The organism is Kitasatospora sp. NPDC094028, assembly GCF_049543595.1.
Classification (GTDB): Bacteria; Actinomycetota; Actinomycetes; order Streptomycetales; family Streptomycetaceae; genus Kitasatospora.
On sequence record NZ_JBMVFA010000022.1, the window covers coordinates 65,051 to 81,983 of the forward strand.

Genomic DNA, 16,933 nt, shown 5'->3' on the forward strand with positions numbered 1-16,933 from the left:
CAAGTCCCTTGCCATAGTGGGGATTTGACGATCAGGCGGTTTTCGGTCGCCCCGCGCGTGCCCCCCGCGCGCTACCCGGCGGCCGCGGACGCGGACGCGTCGTGGGCGAGCCGGCGGGCCGCCGCCTGGACCTTCGCGGCCCAGGCCGGGACGTCCTGCGGCCGTGCCTCCGCGAGGTGGGCGAGGTGGTACTCGGCGCCCACCGCGTCGAGGAGGGCGCGTTCGGCGTCGGTGCGGGCCGCGGTGAGGCCGGTGCCGCGCCAGACCTCGGCCGCGAGGCCGCGGGGTGTCAGCTCGCCGGCCGTGACCCGTGCGGCGAGGTGGTGGAGCAGGTGGCGCTCGGCGGTCGCCTCGTCGGGGAGGGCGGCGCCCAGTTCGGCCAGGGCCGTCAGGAACAGCTCGTGGATGGGGTCGTGGCGGGGGCGTCCGGCGAGGTCGCGCAGCGCGGGCGAGTCCAGGCCCGCCGCGAGCAGGCGGGCGGCCGCCATCGGCAGGTCCTCGGACGGGACGAGCCCGGCGACGTACTGCCAGGTGAGCGTGTGCAGCTGGTCCATGCCCGGCATTGTTCCGAAGGGCGGCGCGCGGGCGCCCCGGGTTTTCGGGCCGGGCTGGAGCGAGGGTCCGGCCTCGCCACCAGGGCGAGGGTCTAGCTGCGCCACCAGGGCGGGCGGATGACGTCGTCGGCCTCGACGGCGCAGTTGGTGCCGCTGACCACCTCGCGGGCGGAGAGGTCCCAGCCGACCACGCCCGGGGCGGAGCGGTCGAGCTCGACCACGCGGGCGCGCCGCGGCCCGGCGCCGGTGTCGACGTCGCAGCTCAGGACGCTGGTCCAGGAACGGCCGTTGAGCGCGGCCGAGACGGCGAGGGCGGGGAGGACGGCCAGGGCGAGCAGCAGGGCGGCGACCCGGAGCGCCTCGGCCGCCCGGGGCCGGAACGAGGTGGCGGGCCGGCCGGTGCGGTGGCCGGTGTCGGCGGAGCGGGCGCCGGTCCGGTACTCGGCGATGACGCCGAGCCGCAGCAGGTAGCCCAGCGCGCCCGAGGCCACGCCCCACCACAGGCCGTTGAAGGCCCCGACCACCACTCCGGCCGCGAGCGGGACGATCGACGCGGCGGCCGCCGTCGCGATCCGGCCGCGCTCCCGGTGGCGGGCTGCGCCCCCGTGGGCGGCCCGGTAGGCGTAGGTGAGGTGGCAGGCCACCGCCGCCAGGACGGCGGCGAGCACCGGTTCGGCGAGGAACATGCCGATGACGACGTCGACCCAGTTGGCCGGCCCCATGGCCGACAGGGCGTCCCGCGCGGCGTCGCCGCCGCCGAGCGTCCAGGCGAGCTTGAGCACCGGGATCGCGAACAGCACGGCCGGGGCCATCACGTGCTCGGCACCCGCCCGCGCCCCGCCCGTCGCCCTGGATCCGCTCATCCGGCCAGGCTATGGCCCGCCGCCCCGGCTCCGGCGTCACACCATCGGCGCGGCTCGCGGGCGATTCGTCAGTTCTCCCGGCCGGGTTCGCCCAGCACGCTGCGGCAGTGTGCCCGGGCCGGTGCGGACAGCAGCGGCTGCCACCGGGTGAAGAGGTCGAGGAGTTCGGCGCCGTGGCGCTCGCGGATCTCCGGGCTGATCGCGGCGATGTCCAGCTCGTTGGCGGCGGTGAGTTCGGCGAAGTCCCGCCGCGCCGCGAGGCCCGGCCGGGTCGGCGCGCCGGTGAACCGGTCGACGAAGGTGCCGTGTTCGTCGGCGAGTCCGCGGTAGGAGGAGGCGCGGTCGCAGGAGGCGTAGAAGTGGACGAGTGCTTCGGCCTCGGCGCCGATCGCCTCGACCAGTTCCGCCCGGCGGTCCAGGTCCAGCAGCGCGACCGGGAACCCGTCGGTCCCGTAGAACGCGTGGCAGAGCCCGGCCGACACCAGCGCCGGGCGGGCGCCCCAGGAGGCGAGGAGGCCGCTGACGCGCTGCAGGTGCGCCAGCAGCGTTCCACCGGGGTGTTCGATCGTCCCGGCTCCGGCCGCCTGCAGGATCGCCAGCGCTCTTGCGGTCATTCCACCCTCACTCGCTCGAACGGTCATCGTCCGGTCCAGAGCCTGCCACGATCGCAGGACGGAAGTCCTGTGAGCCGGATCACGGTTGAGGTTGACCTCGGGTCAGGGTGGAGGCTCCTCGCAGCGGGGCGACGCCGCCCCGGAGACCACCGATGTGAGGGAGCAGCATGTCCACCGACCTTTCCGGCCAGGCGCAGGACCGTCCGGAGCTGCGGGAGGCGATCGAGGAGCTGGTCGGCTCCGGCTTCCTCGGGATCCAGCTCCGGGTGAACGACGAGCGCGGCGAGTGGGTCGGCAGCGCCGGTGCGCGCGAGCTGGGTCGCGGCGCCGAGCCGCTGACGGACGGGCACTTCCGGATCGGCAGCACCACCAAGAGCTTCGTCGCCACCACGGTGCTCCTGCTGGTCGCCGAGGGCCGGCTCGGCCTGGACGACCCGGTCGCCGACCAGCTGCCCGGGTTCGGTCTCGACCGGCGGATCACCGTGCGGATGCTGCTGCAGCACACCAGCGGGATCTTCAACCACACCGGCGAGCTCTACGAGGACGGCACGATCGTGCTGGGTGTCCCCTGGCGGGGCAAGGAGTGGGTGGACAACCGGTTCCGGACCTACCCGCCCGAGGAGCTGGTGCGGCTGTCGCTGTCCCGGCCGGCGCGGTTCGAGCCGGGTGCGGGCTGGAGCTACGCGAACACCAACTACGTGCTGGCCCGGCTGGTGGTCGAGCAGGTCACCGGCCGGCCGTTCGCCGAGGAGCTCCGGCGGCTGGTGCTGCGCCCGCTGGGGCTGACCGGCACCGTGGCGCCGGGCGCCTCGCCGGAGATCCCCGAGCCGCACAACCACGGCTACTACCGCTACGACGACGGCGGGCGGGAGCGGACGGTCGACGTCACCCGGCAGAACCCGTCGTGGGTCGGGGCCGGCGGCGACATGATCTCGACCACCCGGGACCTGCACGGCTACTTCTCCGCGCTGATGGCCGGCCGGCTCCTGCCGCCCGCGCTGCTGGCCGAGATGCGCACGCCGGAGGCGAGCGTCGGCTACGGCCTGGGGGTGTTCGCCCAGGAGACGGAGGCCGGCACCGTGTTCCACCACAACGGCGCCACCATGGGCTCGGCGGCGCTGATGTACAGCACGGCGGACGGCAGTACGACCCTGACCGCCGGGCTGACCTGGGTGGACGACGCCGGCCTGTCGATCGCGCCGGCCTTCCAGGCCGCCCAACAGCGTTTCGTCGAGGCGGTGTTCTGCGGCAAGCTGGCCCGATGAGCAACGGGGTCACGATCGGGCGGGCGGCGGCGTTCGTCGGCGTCACGGTGAAGACGGTGCGGCACTACCACAAGCTCGGCCTGGTGGTGGAGCCGGAGCGGGACGGCTCCGGCTACCGGCGGTACGGGTCCGGCGAGTTGCTGCAGCTGGTGCAGGTGCGGACGCTGGCCGCCGCGGGCGTGCCACTGGCCGATATCGGGCCGATGCTCGACGCCGACGCCGAAGGGTTCGACGCCGCGCTCGCCGACGTCGGGCGGCAGCTCACCGAGCGCATCGACGAGCTGGTCGCCCGCCGCGACACCCTGCACCGGCTCGCCGACGGCGACCGGGCCCTGCTGCCCGACCGCGCCTGCGCCGTGCTGGACCGGATGCCCGGGCTCGGCTTCGACCCCGCCTACGTGGCCGCGCAACGCGAGGCCCTGGTGCTGGCCCGGGCGCTGGTGCCCGAGGTCCTCGACGGCTTCCTGACCCAGCTCGAACACGGGCTGGACGACCCCGAGTACGTCGACCTGGTCAAGCGCGGCTGGGAGGCCGAGAGCTGGGACCCGGACGACCCGCGGATCGAGGAACTGGCCGCCGCCATGGCCGAGCGCTACCTGGCCAACCCCGCACTGCTCGGCGACCGCGCCACCCGCCAGGCCTGGGCCAGGGCGTCGGCCCAGTACCAGCTGATCAACCACCACCGCGAGGACCGAACCCCGGTCGCGGCCCGCCTGACCGCCCTCACCGAGGCCGGACTCCGCGCCGCGGGCGTCCGCATGCCACCCCGGTGAAGGACCGGAGGGCACCGCGGCCGACCGCGAGCCGGTGAGCCCGCGAGTCGGCGAGCGCGGCGGCTCTGGTTGGCGGTGGGTGCCGGGGGTGCTAGACATCCCTTGTGGACGATCACCCCGAGCCCTCGACCCTGCGTGTCTTCGTCGCGCTGGCTCCGCCCGACGAGGCCAAGGACGAGCTGGCCCGGGCCCTGGAGCCCGCCTACGCCGGGTATCCGCGGCTGCGGTGGAACCGGATCGAGGACTGGCACATCACGCTCGCCTTCCTCGGTGAACTGCCCGCCACGGCCGTGCCGTTGCTGCGGTCGGTGCTGGCGGGCCTGGCGGCGGCGCGCCCGGCTCTGCGGCTGGGACTGCGGGGCGGCGGCCAGTTCGACGAGCGGCTGCTGTGGAGCGGGATCGACGGGGACCTGGAGGGGCTGCACCTGCTCGCCGACGACGTCCGGGAGCTGGTCCGGTCCTGCGGGATCGCGTTCAGGAGCCGTCCGCTGCGGCCCCACCTGACGCTGGCGCGGGCCCGTCGCGACGACTCCACCAGCGTGCCGCAGGCCGCGGCCGGGCTCGCCGGGTTCGTGGGGCGGCCCTGGCTCGCCGAGCGGCTGCACCTGGTCGGCAGCAACATCGGCCGCGGCCCCGGGCCGATCCGGTACCGCGACATCGAGTCCTGGCGACTCGGCGCCGCGGTCCGGGCCGGGGGCGACGGCGCGCCCGCCGAGCCGTAGGGGCGTCCGCCGTCACAGGGGGGTGAGGATGTCCTGGTGGGCCCCGTCGAGGACGAGGCCGTTGTCCAGCCGGACCCGGACGGTCACCTTGCTCCCCGCCTCCCGGTAGGCGGCCCACTGCGGCTCCAGTGCGGCGATCTCCGTCCGCAGCCGCTCGCGGCTGGCCGCCGGCATGGTGTGCCCGTAGTCGTCGAGCAGTGCCTTGAGGCGCTGGTACTCGACGACCTCGTGGCTCTGGGGCAGTTCGCCGTCCACGCGCTCGACGGTGCCCTCGATCCCGGCCCCGAGCGAGAGGAACCCGACGACGCCCGCGGGCTCCCCGGCGACTGCCTCGCCGATCCCGAGGTCCTCGGCGAGCCGGACGCGCCGGCCTTCCTCCAGGGTCATCCGTGCTCCGCCTCTCCGTCGATGCCGGTCCGTGCTGCCGTCCGACGATTATCCGCCGGGCGCGTCACGGTACCGGACCGCCGGCGGCCGGTGGCAGGCGTCAGGCGTCAGGTGCGGGCGGTGGCGGCGAGGAAGGCGGCCACCCGCTCGTTGACCTGGGCCGCGCCCGTCATCGGCAGGTTGTGGTGGGTCGTGCCCGGAATGACGGCGACGGTGGCGGTCGGCAGGGCGGAGCGGGCGGCGGCCGCGACCCGCTGGGCGTCGTGGGGCCGGCTGTGCTCGGCGAGGAGGGTGAGGACGGGGGCGGCGAGGGTGCGGAGGCGGGCGGGGGTGGGGCGGGGGCCGGTGACGACGGGGGAGGCGGGGAAGTCGGCGTAGCCGAGGGCGTACAGCTCGCGCCAGCCGTGGTCGAGGTGGTCGCTGCCGCCGGACTCCCAGTCGAGGTAGCGGCGGGCGCGGTCCGGGGTGCGGCGGGGGAGGAAGAGCGGGAGGGCGCGCAGGAGGTAGCCGGGGCGGAAGCCGGCGAAGCACTGGGTGGGGTCGAGCAGGGCGAGCCGACCGGTCCGGGCGGGCGCGTGGAGCGCGTACTGCAGGGCGATCCAGCCGCCGTAGGAGTGGCCGCAGAGGTCGGCCTCGGGGATGTCGAGGGCGTCGAGCACGGCGTCGATCCAGCCGAGCAGGCCGGGGAGGCCGGCGAGCGTGGCGCCGTCGTGGACGCTGCGCCCCGGGTCGCCGATGAGGTCGACGGCGAGGACGCGGTGGCCGGCTTCGGCCCAGGCGGCGGCGTTGGCGAACCACATGGTGGAGGTGGCGCCGCCGCCGTGCACGAGGACGAGCGGGCGGCCGTCGCGCGGGCCGCAGGCGTTGATCCGGGTGGTGCCGTGGGCGGTGCGGACGGTGACCGGCTCGACGGGGACGGGCCAGCGGGCGAGCTGGGCGTCGTAGGCGGCGAGGAAGGCGGCGGTGCGCCGGGTGTGCTGGGAGGTGAGGGGAGCGGGTGTGGCGGGCATGGGTGTGCCTCCGCGGCGGTCATCAGGGCATGATGGGGTCACTCGCAGAACAAGTATCTCGCTCAGCGAGAGAATAGTGGCATACGTGTGCCCGGGACGGAGAAGAGGGTGTCCGAGGTCTCACCGCAGCCGGAACCGATGCGGCTGGTCCACCTGCTGCGCGGCCTGACCGTCGAACTCGACCTGTTCGGCGCCGAGTTCGCGTCCCGCAACAAACTGCACCCGACCGACCTGCGCGCGCTGATCCACCTGCTGGACGCCGCCCGGGCCGGCCGGGTGGTCACCCCGGGCCGGCTCGGGGAGGCGCTGCGGCTCAACTCGGCGGGCACCACCGGCCTGGTGGACCGGCTGGAGCGGCTCGGGCTCATCCGCCGCGAACGGGACTCGCGGGACCGGCGGCGGGTGCACCTGGTGGTGGAGCAGCGGGCGATGGAGATGGGGGAGGGCTTCTTCGGCGGGCTGATCGGCGAACTGGTCGCGGCGATGGGGGAGTTCGACCCGGCGGAGCTGGCGACGGCCCGGCGCTTCCTGGAGGCGATGACCGGGGCGGTCGCGGCCGCGGCGTCGGCGTCGGCATCGGAGTCGGAGCCGGAGTCGGGGCTCAGGAGGGCCCGAGGGACCAGCTGATCACCGACAGCGTGGCCATCGACACCAGCGTCGACCACAGCACCGCGTCCCGGGCGAGCCCGGTGCTCCGCCCGTACTCGCGCGCGTAGGTGTACACGTTCTGCGCGGTGGGCAGCGCGGAGAAGAGCACCACGGTGAGCAGCTGGTGCGTGGGCAGGTGCAGCAGCGGACCGGCGACGGCGAGTGCGGCCAGCGGCTGCACGAGGGTCTTGATCGCGACGGTCAGCCCGGTCTCGGCGAGGCGCGAACGGCCTTCGGCCGGCGGGCGGTTGTGCAGCGACATGCCGAGGGCGACCAGGGCGGTGGGCACGCCGGCGCCGCCGAGCAGTTCGGCCGAGCGGTTCAGTTCGGCGGGCAGGTGCAGTGCGGTCGCCGAGCACACCGCCCCGAGTGCGGTGGCCAGCAGGATCGGGTTGCGCAGCGGCAGCGTGAGCAGCGCCCGGCGGCCGGCCGCGCCGCTGTCGAGCACCGCCAGCGCGGTGGGGGTGACCAGCAGGATCTGGAACAGCACCACCGGCGCGACGAAGGAGGCGTCGCCCACGACCTGCATGGCGACGGGGATGCCGAGGTTGGCCGAGTTGACGTACCCGGAGGCCATGGCGCCGATGACGAGTTCGCCGCTCCTGCGGCGGAACAGCAGGTGCCCGGCGAGCAGCCCGAGGCCGGTCGCGGCGGCGGTGCCGGCGGCGAAGGCGAGCATGGAGGGGTTGGCGAAACGATCCAGCGGGGTGCGGGAGATCATCAGGAACAGCGCGGCCGGCATCGCCACGTGGAAGACGAACTTGGTCAGCACCGCCTCCGCCTGTGCCCCGAGCAGTCTGCTGCGGCCGACCAGGTAGCCGACCCCGGTGAGCGCCCAGATCGGGGCGAAGCCGGAGAGCAGCGGGTGCAGGGAGGCCATGGTTCCTCGGTTCGCTCGGACTGGCGACGGCCGGGCGGGGTGGGCGGCCGCGGTGGTGCGGGTGGTGCCTGTGGTGCGGGTGGGGCGGGGATCGCCCGCCCGGGGCAGTAAACCAGTGGCCGTCCGCGGACCGGTCGGCGCCCCGGGGCCCGCTGCCGGACGAGGGCCGAAGGCGGGTCCTAGGATGGGGAGATGGAGCATGACCGGTACCTGAGCCTGTCCGAGGTCGAGACCGTCGCACGCCGTGCCCACCAGGGGCAGGTGGACAAGCTCGGGCACCCGTACGCGGAGCACATCGCGGCGGTCGCGGGCGGGACGGCCGCACGCGGCGGCAGCGAGGCGCAGATCGCGGCGGGCTGGCTGCACGACACCGTCGAGGACGACCGGCTGAGCCGCGAGTGGCTGGCGGAGGCCGCGCTGCCCGAGGAGACCAAGGCGATCGTCGACGCGCTCACCCGCCGCCCCGACGAGCCGCTGGAGGAGTACACCGCGCGGATCCTCGCCACGCCCGGCGCCCTGCTGGTCAAGCGCGCCGACCTGGCCCACAACTCCGACCCGGCCCGCCTCGCCGCACTGCCCCCGGCCACCGCCGAACGGCTCGCCGCCAAGTACGCCCGGATGCGCGAACTGCTCGGCCTCACCGGCGAACTCTGAGCCCGCCCCGCCCCGCCCGGTCGGGGAGCGGTCCGGGAGCGGTCGGGCGCGCCGCGACGCACGACAGGGCCCGGCCCCGCGCGGGTTGCGCGAGGGGCCGGGCCCTGTCGGATCACCTCGGGAGCCCCTGTCCGGCCCCCGGGGTGTGGGGGGAGTGGTCAGGTGCGCCGGTGTGGGGGCGGCTTAGTACCAGTGGTTGGCCTGCCAGAAGTTCCAGGCGGCGTTCGGGCTGCCGTAACGGGAGTTCATGTAGTCCAGCGCCCACTTGATCTGGGTGGCCGGGTTGGTCTGCCAGTCGGAGCCGGCGGAGGCCATCTTGGAGCCCGGCAGTGCCTGGGCCAGGCCGTACGCGCCCGAGCTGGGGTTGGTCGCGGTCACGTTCCAGCCGGACTCGTGGGTGATGATCTGGTTGAACGAGGCCAGCTGGTTCGCCGGGACGATCTGCGCGGCGACGCTCTGCGGGGTCGCGGCGCTCGCGGCGGTGGCGGGCAGCACGGCCGCACCGAGGCCGGTCAGAGCGGCGGCGCCGGCGAGAATCGCGGCGGAAGTACGCATACGGAGCTTGAAAGCGGGCATGTAGAACAAGACCTCAATCGGGTTGGGCCGGGTCGCACCCCGCCCGGGACCGTGGCCGGACAGGGGCCATGACGGTCGCGGGGCGCGACTCGGCAGCAAGCCGTTCACCGGGGGGACAGGTGCCGGTGCGGCTGACGACGAGAGCCATTGTTGCCAGACCGGATCGGCCGTCGCCAAGACCCCCTCATTACGACCTGGCGTCGTATGCGGCGTGGCCGCCGTCGATTCGAAGGCGGGTGCGCGGGGCGGTCGAGGCCGGTGCCGGGCCGTGCGGGCGCCGGTCCGGGCGGTTCGGCGTGGGGCCCGCCGGGGACTCCTATCGGGCGTCGTGGATGCGGTCGGGGTGTGAGCGCACTCACCGTTCGGCGCCCGCGGCCGTCACCCGCCGGTTCCGGCGGCAGCACTTTGCGTACTGACGATCTCGGTCGTGGTTGAGACCGGCGCCACACCTCGCAGGTGGTGGTTGAGACCGGCGCCACACCTCGCAGGTGAAAGAGGGGGCGAGGTTCAGCGCGGGTCGCCGAGCCGCCGGTGCCGGACCGCCCGCTCCGCCAGCCGCCGCGCCTCCGGCAGCTCCGCGAGCGCACCGAGCGCCGCACCGACCGCCCGGCCCAGTCGCGCGCAGAACGCGGCCGGCTCCTCGGCGGCGTCCGGCAGCTCGGGCACCACCTCGTCCACCAGCCCCACCCCGGCCAGCTGCCCGGCCCCGATGCCCTGGGTACGGGCCAGCTCGGCGGCGTGCGCGCCGTCCCGGTGGACGATCGCGGACGCGCCCTCGGGCGGGAGCGGCGCCAGCCAGGCGTGCCCGGCCGCGATCACCCGGTCCGCCGGGAGGAGCGCCAGTGCGCCGCCGCCGGAGCCCTGGCCGAGCAGGACGGCGAGGACGGGCGTGCGCAGTGCGAGCAGGGTGGTCAGGCAGTACGCGATCTCGACCGCGATGCCGTCCAGCTCGGCGTCGGCGGAGAGCTCGGCCCCGGCCGTGTCCACCACGGTGACCAGCGGCAGGCCCAGCTGTTCGGCCAGCCGAGCGGTGCGGCGTACGGCCCGCAGGTCGGCGGCGGTGAACGGGCGCTCGTGCTCCGGGGTGCGGCGCTGCTGGCCGACGACCAGGACGGGCCGGCCGCCGAGGACGGCGAGCGCCCGCACCAGCGCGCCGCCGCGCCCGCCGGGGGCGTCCAGCAGCACCAGGTCCTCGGCGGTGTGGCGCAGCAGCTCGCGGGTGCCCGGGCGGTCGGGGCGGCGGGTGCGGAGGACGGAGTCCCAGGCGTCTGCGGGTTCCGGTGCGAGGGGAGGAGAAGAGGGGAGAGGGGGGAGAGGGGGGAGAGCAGGGGACGGCGTCGCGGCCAGCACGGCGAGGGTGCGGCGGACCAGCTCGCGCAGTTCCCGCGGCGGCACCACGGCGTCCACCAGCCCCCGCCCGGCCAGGGTCTCCGCCCGCTGGACGTCCGGCGGCAGCTCCACGCCGCGCAGCTCCTCGTACACGCGCGGGCCGAGGAAGCCCAGCCGGGCGGCGGGTTCGGCGAACACCAGGTGGCCGAGCGTGCCCCAGGAGGCGAAGACCCCGCCCATGGTCGGGTTGCGCAGGTAGGTGAGGTAGGGGAGGCCGGCGGCGCGGTGCGCCTGGACGGCGGCGGTGATCCGCAGCATGCAGAGGAAGGCCGCCGAGCCCTCCTGCATCCGGGTGCCGCCCGAGACGGGCAGGGCCAGCAGCGGCAGGCGTTCGGCGGTGGCGCGTTCGACGGCCCGGGTGATGCGTTCGGCGGTGGCGACGCCGATCGAGCCGCCGAGGAAGCCGAACTCGGAGGCGACGAGGGCGACCGGCCGGCCGTCGATCAGGCCGACGCCGGTGAGCACGGCCTCGTCCAGCCCGGTGCGGGCGCGGGCCCGGTCGAGCGCGGCGCGGTAGTCGGGGTCGGCGGGCGGGCCGGCCGGGGGTTCGTCCCAGCTGCGGAAGCCGTCCGGGTCGACCAGCAGGCCGACGAGCTGGTGCGCGGTCAGCGGGGCGGCCGCCGAGGCCTTGCGGCTTCCGCTGTCGTTGTCGCTGCCGCCGCCCGTGCTGCCGCCGCCCGTGCTGCCGCTGCCCGTCCCGTCCGTCCCGCCCGTGCTCATGTCCACTCCGTCAGAGATCGTTCCGGCTCGACACGATCCGTCACTCTATGCGGCGGGGGCGGGGTGGGGCGGAGTCCGGGAAGGTGTGAGAAGGCCGACAGGGTGGGCGGTGACGATGGTGGAAGCGGGGCGCGGGCGGCGGTGCGCTTAGTTCGATGGCGGTCGACCCATGGGCCGTCCGGACGGTTCGTGGGCGCTTGGCCGGAGATCCGCCGGAGAGTCGGAGTACTGGTCAAGTCGCTGGTCGGACAGGGGAGTTACCCGCCGGTTAATTGTTGGCTGTGAGGCTTCCGGAGTTGTCCGTGTCTCGCCACACTGGGGGCATGACTCGCACTCTACGCGCGTGGAAGACCCGCGCTGCCTCCGTCGCCGCCGTCGCCATGATGACCCTCGCGCCCGTCGCCGTCGCGACCGACGCCCACGCCGACGTGAGCGGCACGGTCTGTCTGACCGCCCTCCCGCCGGAGGCCAACGACACCCTCAACCTGATCGCCACCGACGGGCCGTTCCCGTACTCGCAGGACGGCGTGGTGTTCCAGAACCGGGGCTACGTCCTGCCGTCCCAGTCCTACGGCTACTACCACGAGTACACCGTCATCACCCCGGGCGCCCCGACCAGAGGCGCCCGGCGGATCGTCACCGGCCAGGGCAACCAGGAGGACTACTACACCGGCGACCACTACGCCACGTTCTCGCTGATCGACCAGACCTGCTGACCGACGCCCCGCCGGATCCGCCGCCGCTGCGGCGCGTTCCCGCCGCGCGGTCCCGGCGCGCCTCGGCGCCGGGGCCGCACGGCGGGGACGCCGGGGCGGGCGCGTCCGCGTGCCGTCCCGGCCTGGGGGCGCGCACATCAGGGACGCGTACGGAACGTCCCGCGCCGCGTCAGGACCGCGTCAACGGGCCTCGGCCGGGCGGCCGGCCGCCGCTTTGCTGGGATGACGGTTCGGCGAAGCGGGCGGAGAGGCGGTCCAGGCCATGAAGGACGGCGCAGTGGGCGGGACGAACCCGGCGGAGGGCCGGATCGTGGTCGGCGTCAGCGGTTCGCTCGGCAGCATCGCCGCCCTCCACCACGCCGTCGCCGAGGCCCGCCGCACCGACGCCGACATCCTCGCCGTCCTGTGCTGGACCCCGCCCGGCGACGACCTCGGCTACCGCCGAACCCCGTACCCGCCGGTCCTCACCGCCGGCCGCGACGCCGCCGTCGCCCGCCTCCGCCAGGCCCTCGACGAGGCCTTCGCCGGCCACCACGCCGGCGCCCGGCTGCGCTGCCAGGCCGTCCGCGGCGAGACCGGCCGCACCCTGGTCGACTGCGCCGACCGCCCCGGGGACCTCCTCGTCCTCGGCGCCGGCCACGAACGCGGCCGCCTCTCCCGGCTGCTGCGCCCCTCCGTCGCCGCCTACTGCGTCCGGCACGCGGCCTGCCCGGTGCTCACCGTCCCCCGCCCGGCCCTGCAGCGCGACCTGGAGGCGCTCGAACGCGGCCACGGCCTGCGGCAGTTGGTCACCGGGAGCTGAACCGCCCGGCGCAGTCGGCGGCGTCGGTGATGTCGGTGATGTCGGCGGTGCCGGCGGCTACGACCGCGCGGCGGCCTCGGCGAGGACGGCGGCGGTCCGCCGGCCGGCCCGCAGGGTGGCCGGGTCGGTGGCGGGGACGCAGCGGCGGGCCTCGGGGCTGTAGACGGTCATCACCACCCCGGCGTGGTCGGTGGGGAGTTCGAGGTACCGGGCGCGCGGCACGGCGGCCCGCAGCTCGCGCGAGTGCTCGGCGGCGACCACCTCGTCCGCGGCGCCGTGCACCAGGTGGACCGGGACGGGGGAGGGCCGGGCCGCCAGGACGGTGAGCGCGGGCTCGCCGGTGGTGGCGGCCGGGGTGTCGTACCGGCCCGCGACGCCGACCACCGCGGCGGGCCGCAGCTCGGCCGGGGTGTCCGGGTGGGTGGCGAGGGCGACGGCCTCCTTGGCGCCCAGCGACCAGCCGGCCAGCACCAGCCGCCGCGGATCCCCGCCGTGCGCACCGGCGTTGCGGCGGGCGAAGGCGAGCGAGGCGAGCAGGTCGGCGCGGCCGCCGTCCGCCCGGTCCGGGCGCCAGTCCGGCACGACGACCAGCAGTCCGAGGTCGGCGGCGGCCCGCGCCAGCGGGCGGAGCACGTCGCGCTCGTCGGGGCCGGAGCCGTGCCACAGCAGGACGACGGGCGCCGGTCCGGCGGTGCCCGCGGGCGGCTGGTGGAGGTCCGCGAGGCGGTCGTCCGTGTACGGGGTGGTCTCGGGTGGGGTGCTGGTCATCTGGGGTTCGCCTTCGATTCGGTGCCGGGTCGGGGAACTGGTACTGTTCCTCACGTCACGAGGGAGATGATCTCTCGTCAGGCGTCAGTGGTGCTACCAGAGCACGTCCCACTTTCAGTGGGGAGAGTCCGTGCGACCCGGGCCTGGCGCTCCAGTTCGGACGAGGTCCGGTGCCTTCCCAGGTGCCGGGCCTCGTTCGCGTTTGCGCCGCCCGGTTCTCCGTCCTTCGCGCCTCCGTCCTTCGCGGCTCCGTCCTTCGCGGCTCCGGGCGTCGCCGCCGTACCGGTCTCCATCGAGGAGGCCGCCCGGATCGACGGCGCGAGCCGGACCCGCATCCTGTGGCGGATCCTGCTGCCACGCGTCGCCCCCGGGCTGGCCGCGACCAGCGTGTTCTCCTTCATCGCGGCGTGGAACGACTTCGTCTTCGCGAAGACCTTCATCATCAGCGCCACCCGGAACCGGACGCTGCCGTCCGCGCTGCTGGTCTTCTTCATCGCCGTCCGGTCTCCGGCCTGGCGGGCGCGGTCAAGGACTGACCACCGGCGCCGAACGGAGCGCCGTCAGGGTCGGCCGTGGACGAACGCGTGGGCCTCGCGGGCGAGTTGGGGCCAGGGGAGGTCGGCGGCCGGGTCGAGGGCGAGCCATTCGCGCATCGGCCTGCCCTTGCCGGCGTCGAAGTGGGTGCCCGCGCCGGCCGCGACCAGTTCGTCCACCCGGGTGCGGGGGAGCTTGAGGACCAGGCGGCCGGCGGAGAGCATGGCGAAGATGTGGCCGTCCGCCGTGAGGGCGTCGGAGCCGAAGCGGCGGCCGGCGGTGGGTGGCCGGACGCCCGGGAGCTGCTTCAACTCCTCGACCAGGGCGGCGAACCGGTGCGCGGGGTCGGTCTTGTCGACGGCCATCAGGCGGCCTCCGCGTTCTCGTGGGGTGGCGGGACGGCGACCAGGACGAAGGGCGCGCCGGCCTCGTCCCGGACGCGCGCGGCCCGGCCGAAGGGGGTCGGGGTGGGGGCGGTGACGACGGAGCCGCCGAGGGCGCGCAGCCGCTCGGCGGCGCGGTCTGTGTCGGCGGTGCCGAAGTGGGTCAGCCAGCGGGCGGCCGGGTCGTCGGAGGGGCCGAGGCTGCAGACCGGCTGCCCGGCCAGCCGGGCGAGGGTGCGGCCGTCGCGCGGCCGGTCGTAGGTGTAGCCGAAGACGCGGCGGTAGAAGGCGCGGGCGGCGTCCGGGTCGGGGGAGAGGTGCTCGTTCCAGACGAGCGTGCCGGGCTCGTTCACCAGCCCCGCGCCGTCGACGGTGTCGCCGCGCCACAGGCCGAACGCGGCGCCGAGCGGGTCGACGGCGATCGCGGCGCGGCCCTGGTCGGGCACCTCGTACGGCTCGCGGGCGAGCCGGCCCCCGGCGGCCCGGACCAGCGCGGCGGTGCGGCGCAGGTCGGCGCAGGCCAGGTGGGTGGTCCAGTCGGCGGGCGTATCCGGCTCCGTATCGACGGCCGCCACCGGCGCGCCGTAGCGGGTGGCGACCGCGTGGCCGGGGCCGGTCGGCACGAACTCCCAGCCGAACAGCTCGCCGTAGCAGCGCTCCGCCCGGGCGGCGTCCGGGGCCGTCAGGACGACCCAGCACGGGACGCCCTCGTGGTACCTGCCTGCCTTCGACATGCCAGCTCGCCCTCCACCGGCCAGCCTCCGCGCCCCGCCGCCGAGTGGCAACCGGGGCCGGGCGTCAGGCGACGCCGCGCGGGCGGAACTGGATGCTGATCCGCGGGCCCACCGGGCGGGCCGTCTTCGGGACGGCGTGCTCCCAGGTGCGCTGGCAGGAGCCGCCCATCACCACCAGGTCCCCGTGCCCGAGCGGCCGGCGGACCACCGGCCCGCCGCCGAACCGCGGCCGCAGCGCCAGCGTGCGCGGCTCGCCGACCGACAGGATCGCCACCATGGTGTCCTCGCGCGCGCCGCGCCCGATCCGGTCGCCGTGCCAGGCCACGCTGTCGCGGCCGTCCCGGTAGTAGCACAGGCCGAGGGTGCGGAACGGCTCGCCGAGTTCCCGCGCGTAGTGCCGGCTCAGCGCCGCCCGGGCCTCGCCGAGGACGGGGTGCGGCGGCTCGGCGTCTTCCGGGTAGGAGGCGAGCAGTCGCGGCACGTCGACCGTCCGCTCGTACATCTCCCGCCGCTCGGCCCGCCACGGCACGGTCGTGGCCAGCTGTTCGAACAGCTCGTCGGCCCCGTGCAGCCACCCGGGCAGCACGTCCAGCCACGCCCCGTCGCCGAGCACCAGCCGCCGCAGCCCGCCGAGCGGGCCGAGGCGGGGGCCGCCGGCGTCGGCCTCGTCGAACAGCGACGGCTGGAGGTGGACGGCGCTCTGCATGGGGCCAGCGTACGCCCAGATTCGAACAGATGCGCGAATGAGGGGCCGAGTGAGGTCGAAATCCGCGTGCGGTTCGGTCGGTGGGTCTGCGATTCTCGGGCGCATGTCAGCCCGTAGCCGCCGGCTGCCGCGCGATCTGGCGTGGCCGCTCACCCTGACCGACATCCGCACCGCCCTCGGGCCGCAGGGGGCGGAGGGCGTCGAGGTGGAGTTCGGCAGTCGTCCGTGGGGGGACGGGACGGCGTTGGACGTCGAGTGGGTGCCGCGGCTCTCCGCGAACTACGGGGGCGGGATCCATCCGGCGTGGTGGAACACCGTGCGGATCGGGGTCTCCCCGCTCCCGGCGGGCGAGCGGGCCGCGGCCCGGCGGGTGCTGCGGGAGAGTGCGCTGCCGGAGCTCGTGGAGTGGATCGGTGCCGCCCGGCGGGCGTCGGAGACCTGGCGGCTGTCGCGGCACCGGCGCCGCTGGCGGCCCGAGGGTGACGGCACCGTCCGGCGGGACGACCAGCGGCCGTGGTCCTAGCCTGCGGGTATGGCGATGGACGGCTTCGGGGTCACCGAGTTCCAGCTGGTGCTGCTGCGGCGGATGGCCGACTACCGGCCCGAGCTGGTGGAGGAGGCGGTGCGGCGGCTCGGGGTCACGCGGGCGGGCATGCGGGAGGCGAACAGGCGGTGGCAGGCGATGGTCCGGTCGCCCCGGTTTCCGCGCGGGGCCGGGCGGTACGCGGTGGTGCTGGGGGCGGCGGAGGCGAGTGTGCCGCGGCGGATCGGGGATCTGGAGTGCGTCGCCCGGCGGTGGGCGCTGCCGCTCTGGCCGGGGTTGCGGTTCGAGGTGCTGCTGGGGCCGGCCGGGATCGGTGCGCCGGTGCTGAACGAGTGGCTGGTGCGGGCGGAGGGGGTGTCGGCGCCCGGGCTGCGGACGGTCGTGGACCTGGTGCCGTGGGGCTGTGTGGTGGGGGACGTGGGGGCGGCCTTTCCCGGGGCGGTGCCGCGGGAGGGGAGTGCGCCGACGCGCTTCCGGCTGGACTTCGCGGCGCCGGACGCGGACGGGCGGGTGCGGTCCTGGACGGCCGACTTCACCTGGGGGCTGCTGCAGGAGGTGCGGGCGGCTGAGGAGCAGTCACCCGATTTCCGGTCGATGTAAGGCGATATTCAGTGAATGCCTTGGATTTGTAGGTCTAGGCGGGATTGTGGTTGCATAATCGCAGACATTGAACTGGCCTCGGATCGGAAAG

General features: G+C 75.4%; 21 protein-coding genes and 1 pseudogene. 10 read left to right on the top strand and 12 right to left on the bottom strand.

All coding sequences use genetic code 11. The annotated features are described in order from the left end of the window. Nucleotides 1–71 precede the first annotated feature (71 nt). From ACPC54_RS27725 to ACPC54_RS27735, 3 genes are all read right to left on the bottom strand, one after another. Nucleotides 72–554: a hypothetical protein gene (locus ACPC54_RS27725; protein WP_498968610.1), complete on the bottom strand. Its 483-nt coding sequence runs from the start codon at nt 552–554 to the stop codon at nt 72–74. A gap of 92 nt (nt 555–646) precedes the next feature. Continuing rightward, nucleotides 647–1,417 carry a hypothetical protein gene (locus tag ACPC54_RS27730; RefSeq protein WP_498968611.1) on the bottom strand — a complete coding sequence of 257 codons (771 nt, stop codon included), beginning with the start codon at nt 1,415–1,417 and terminating at the stop codon, nt 647–649. Nucleotides 1,418–1,485: 68 nt separating this feature from the next. Then, nucleotides 1,486–2,031, bottom strand: a complete 546-nt coding sequence (locus tag ACPC54_RS27735) for a DUF6817 domain-containing protein (protein ID WP_498968612.1) — start codon at nt 2,029–2,031, stop codon at nt 1,486–1,488. A gap of 167 nt (nt 2,032–2,198) precedes the next feature. Here ACPC54_RS27735 and ACPC54_RS27740 point away from each other — a divergent pair, with 167 nt between their 5' ends. The 3 genes from ACPC54_RS27740 to thpR all read left to right on the top strand — a co-directional run bounded on the left by ACPC54_RS27740 (nt 2,199) and on the right by thpR (nt 4,791). Beyond that, on the top strand, nt 2,199–3,296 hold the full coding sequence (locus ACPC54_RS27740) for a serine hydrolase domain-containing protein (RefSeq protein WP_498968613.1): 1,098 nt from the start codon (nt 2,199–2,201) through the stop codon (nt 3,294–3,296). After that, nucleotides 3,293–4,069 (top strand): MerR family transcriptional regulator, encoded by a 777-nt coding sequence (locus ACPC54_RS27745; protein ID WP_498968614.1) that lies wholly within the window; start codon nt 3,293–3,295, stop codon nt 4,067–4,069. Before ACPC54_RS27740 ends, ACPC54_RS27745 begins: the two co-directional genes overlap by 4 nt. Before the next feature lie 104 nt (nt 4,070–4,173). Next, a complete protein-coding gene (thpR, locus tag ACPC54_RS27750) occupies nt 4,174–4,791 on the top strand; it encodes an RNA 2',3'-cyclic phosphodiesterase (RefSeq protein WP_498968615.1) in 618 nt (205 codons plus the stop codon). Between the two features lie 12 nt (nt 4,792–4,803). Here the strand turns inward: thpR and ACPC54_RS27755 are convergent, their stop codons facing one another. Then, nucleotides 4,804–5,178: a hypothetical protein gene (locus ACPC54_RS27755; RefSeq protein ID WP_498968617.1), complete on the bottom strand. Its 375-nt coding sequence runs from the start codon at nt 5,176–5,178 to the stop codon at nt 4,804–4,806. A gap of 107 nt (nt 5,179–5,285) precedes the next feature. Continuing rightward, entirely contained in the window at nt 5,286–6,188 is a 903-nt protein-coding gene (locus tag ACPC54_RS27760) for an alpha/beta fold hydrolase (protein WP_498968619.1), read from the bottom strand. Between the two features lie 138 nt (nt 6,189–6,326). Between ACPC54_RS27760 and ACPC54_RS27765 the strand changes: the two genes are divergently transcribed. Next, nucleotides 6,327–6,815 (top strand): MarR family transcriptional regulator, encoded by a 489-nt coding sequence (locus tag ACPC54_RS27765; protein WP_498968699.1) that lies wholly within the window; start codon nt 6,327–6,329, stop codon nt 6,813–6,815. Here ACPC54_RS27765 and ACPC54_RS27770 read toward each other — a convergent pair. Then, complete coding sequence (locus ACPC54_RS27770; RefSeq protein ID WP_498968621.1) at nt 6,790–7,716, bottom strand: AEC family transporter; 927 nt, start codon at nt 7,714–7,716, stop codon at nt 6,790–6,792. The genes ACPC54_RS27765 and ACPC54_RS27770 overlap by 26 nt on opposite strands. Nucleotides 7,717–7,908: 192 nt before the next feature. Here ACPC54_RS27770 and ACPC54_RS27775 point away from each other — a divergent pair, with 192 nt between their 5' ends. Continuing rightward, complete coding sequence (locus ACPC54_RS27775) at nt 7,909–8,370, top strand: HD domain-containing protein (RefSeq protein ID WP_498968622.1); 462 nt, start codon at nt 7,909–7,911, stop codon at nt 8,368–8,370. A gap of 183 nt (nt 8,371–8,553) precedes the next feature. Here ACPC54_RS27775 and ACPC54_RS27780 read toward each other — a convergent pair whose 3' ends face one another. Then, a complete protein-coding gene (locus tag ACPC54_RS27780; RefSeq protein WP_498968623.1) occupies nt 8,554–8,925 on the bottom strand; it encodes an aggregation-promoting factor C-terminal-like domain-containing protein in 372 nt (123 codons plus the stop codon). Between the two features lie 528 nt (nt 8,926–9,453). Further along, on the bottom strand, nt 9,454–11,055 hold the full coding sequence (locus tag ACPC54_RS27785; protein WP_498968625.1) for a carboxyl transferase domain-containing protein: 1,602 nt from the start codon (nt 11,053–11,055) through the stop codon (nt 9,454–9,456). 323 nt (nt 11,056–11,378) lie between these two features. Here ACPC54_RS27785 and ACPC54_RS27790 point away from each other — a divergent pair, with 323 nt between their 5' ends. Together ACPC54_RS27790 and ACPC54_RS27795 are read left to right on the top strand one after the other, a co-directional pair. Next, nucleotides 11,379–11,771, top strand: a complete 393-nt coding sequence (locus ACPC54_RS27790) for a ribonuclease (protein WP_498968627.1) — start codon at nt 11,379–11,381, stop codon at nt 11,769–11,771. A gap of 262 nt (nt 11,772–12,033) precedes the next feature. Then, nucleotides 12,034–12,573 (top strand): universal stress protein, encoded by a 540-nt coding sequence (locus tag ACPC54_RS27795; protein WP_498968628.1) that lies wholly within the window; start codon nt 12,034–12,036, stop codon nt 12,571–12,573. A gap of 57 nt (nt 12,574–12,630) precedes the next feature. On the opposite strand, the gene ACPC54_RS27800 is transcribed toward ACPC54_RS27795, so the two are convergent. Next, the gene (locus ACPC54_RS27800; protein ID WP_498968630.1) at nt 12,631–13,341 is read right to left on the bottom strand and encodes an alpha/beta hydrolase; all 711 of its coding nucleotides are present in this window, start codon (nt 13,339–13,341) and stop codon (nt 12,631–12,633) included. A 270-nt stretch (nt 13,342–13,611) separates the two neighbouring features. Between ACPC54_RS27800 and ACPC54_RS27805 the strand changes: the two are divergent. Beyond that, a pseudogene (locus ACPC54_RS27805) lies at nt 13,612–13,833 on the top strand (ABC transporter permease subunit); the annotation flags it as partial. A gap of 68 nt (nt 13,834–13,901) precedes the next feature. Here the strand turns inward: ACPC54_RS27805 and ACPC54_RS27810 are convergent. The 3 genes from ACPC54_RS27810 to ACPC54_RS27820 form a co-directional block, all read right to left on the bottom strand. Next, a complete protein-coding gene (locus ACPC54_RS27810; protein WP_498968631.1) occupies nt 13,902–14,240 on the bottom strand; it encodes a hypothetical protein in 339 nt (112 codons plus the stop codon). Continuing rightward, on the bottom strand, nt 14,240–14,992 hold the full coding sequence (locus tag ACPC54_RS27815) for a VOC family protein (RefSeq protein ID WP_498968632.1): 753 nt from the start codon (nt 14,990–14,992) through the stop codon (nt 14,240–14,242). Before ACPC54_RS27815 ends, ACPC54_RS27810 begins: the two co-directional genes overlap by 1 nt. A gap of 64 nt (nt 14,993–15,056) precedes the next feature. After that, on the bottom strand, nt 15,057–15,698 hold the full coding sequence (locus tag ACPC54_RS27820; RefSeq protein ID WP_498968633.1) for an alpha-ketoglutarate-dependent dioxygenase AlkB: 642 nt from the start codon (nt 15,696–15,698) through the stop codon (nt 15,057–15,059). A gap of 103 nt (nt 15,699–15,801) precedes the next feature. Here ACPC54_RS27820 and ACPC54_RS27825 point away from each other — a divergent pair, with 103 nt between their 5' ends. Both ACPC54_RS27825 and ACPC54_RS27830 read left to right on the top strand, forming a co-directional pair. Next, nucleotides 15,802–16,221, top strand: coding sequence for a hypothetical protein (locus ACPC54_RS27825; protein ID WP_498968635.1), 420 nt, complete (start codon nt 15,802–15,804; stop codon nt 16,219–16,221). A 15-nt stretch (nt 16,222–16,236) separates the two neighbouring features. Beyond that, nucleotides 16,237–16,842 carry a hypothetical protein gene (locus ACPC54_RS27830; RefSeq protein WP_498968700.1) on the top strand — a complete coding sequence of 202 codons (606 nt, stop codon included), beginning with the start codon at nt 16,237–16,239 and terminating at the stop codon, nt 16,840–16,842. The last annotated feature ends 91 nt before the right edge of the window (nt 16,843–16,933 follow it).

Excerpts from the sequence above, each read along its gene's own strand:
- ACPC54_RS27725 (WP_498968610.1), bottom strand. The coding sequence starts at position 554 with ATGGACCAGCTGCACACGCTCACCTGGCAGTACGTCGCCGGGCTCGTC.
- ACPC54_RS27730 (WP_498968611.1), bottom strand. The coding sequence starts at position 1,417 with ATGAGCGGATCCAGGGCGACGGGCGGGGCGCGGGCGGGTGCCGAGCAC.
- ACPC54_RS27735 (WP_498968612.1), bottom strand. The coding sequence starts at position 2,031 with ATGACCGCAAGAGCGCTGGCGATCCTGCAGGCGGCCGGAGCCGGGACG.
- ACPC54_RS27740 (WP_498968613.1), top strand. The coding sequence starts at position 2,199 with ATGTCCACCGACCTTTCCGGCCAGGCGCAGGACCGTCCGGAGCTGCGG.
- ACPC54_RS27745 (WP_498968614.1), top strand. The coding sequence starts at position 3,293 with ATGAGCAACGGGGTCACGATCGGGCGGGCGGCGGCGTTCGTCGGCGTC.
- ACPC54_RS27755 (WP_498968617.1), bottom strand. The coding sequence starts at position 5,178 with ATGACCCTGGAGGAAGGCCGGCGCGTCCGGCTCGCCGAGGACCTCGGG.
- ACPC54_RS27760 (WP_498968619.1), bottom strand. The coding sequence starts at position 6,188 with ATGCCCGCCACACCCGCTCCCCTCACCTCCCAGCACACCCGGCGCACC.
- ACPC54_RS27765 (WP_498968699.1), top strand. The coding sequence starts at position 6,327 with ATGCGGCTGGTCCACCTGCTGCGCGGCCTGACCGTCGAACTCGACCTG.
- ACPC54_RS27770 (WP_498968621.1), bottom strand. The coding sequence starts at position 7,716 with ATGGCCTCCCTGCACCCGCTGCTCTCCGGCTTCGCCCCGATCTGGGCG.
- ACPC54_RS27775 (WP_498968622.1), top strand. The coding sequence starts at position 7,909 with ATGGAGCATGACCGGTACCTGAGCCTGTCCGAGGTCGAGACCGTCGCA.
- ACPC54_RS27780 (WP_498968623.1), bottom strand. The coding sequence starts at position 8,925 with ATGCGTACTTCCGCCGCGATTCTCGCCGGCGCCGCCGCTCTGACCGGC.
- ACPC54_RS27785 (WP_498968625.1), bottom strand. The coding sequence starts at position 11,055 with ATGAGCACGGGCGGGACGGACGGGACGGGCAGCGGCAGCACGGGCGGC.
- ACPC54_RS27790 (WP_498968627.1), top strand. The coding sequence starts at position 11,379 with ATGACTCGCACTCTACGCGCGTGGAAGACCCGCGCTGCCTCCGTCGCC.
- ACPC54_RS27795 (WP_498968628.1), top strand. The coding sequence starts at position 12,034 with ATGAAGGACGGCGCAGTGGGCGGGACGAACCCGGCGGAGGGCCGGATC.
- ACPC54_RS27800 (WP_498968630.1), bottom strand. The coding sequence starts at position 13,341 with ATGACCAGCACCCCACCCGAGACCACCCCGTACACGGACGACCGCCTC.
- ACPC54_RS27810 (WP_498968631.1), bottom strand. The coding sequence starts at position 14,240 with ATGGCCGTCGACAAGACCGACCCCGCGCACCGGTTCGCCGCCCTGGTC.
- ACPC54_RS27815 (WP_498968632.1), bottom strand. The coding sequence starts at position 14,992 with ATGTCGAAGGCAGGCAGGTACCACGAGGGCGTCCCGTGCTGGGTCGTC.
- ACPC54_RS27820 (WP_498968633.1), bottom strand. The coding sequence starts at position 15,698 with ATGCAGAGCGCCGTCCACCTCCAGCCGTCGCTGTTCGACGAGGCCGAC.
- ACPC54_RS27825 (WP_498968635.1), top strand. The coding sequence starts at position 15,802 with ATGTCAGCCCGTAGCCGCCGGCTGCCGCGCGATCTGGCGTGGCCGCTC.
- ACPC54_RS27830 (WP_498968700.1), top strand. The coding sequence starts at position 16,237 with ATGGACGGCTTCGGGGTCACCGAGTTCCAGCTGGTGCTGCTGCGGCGG.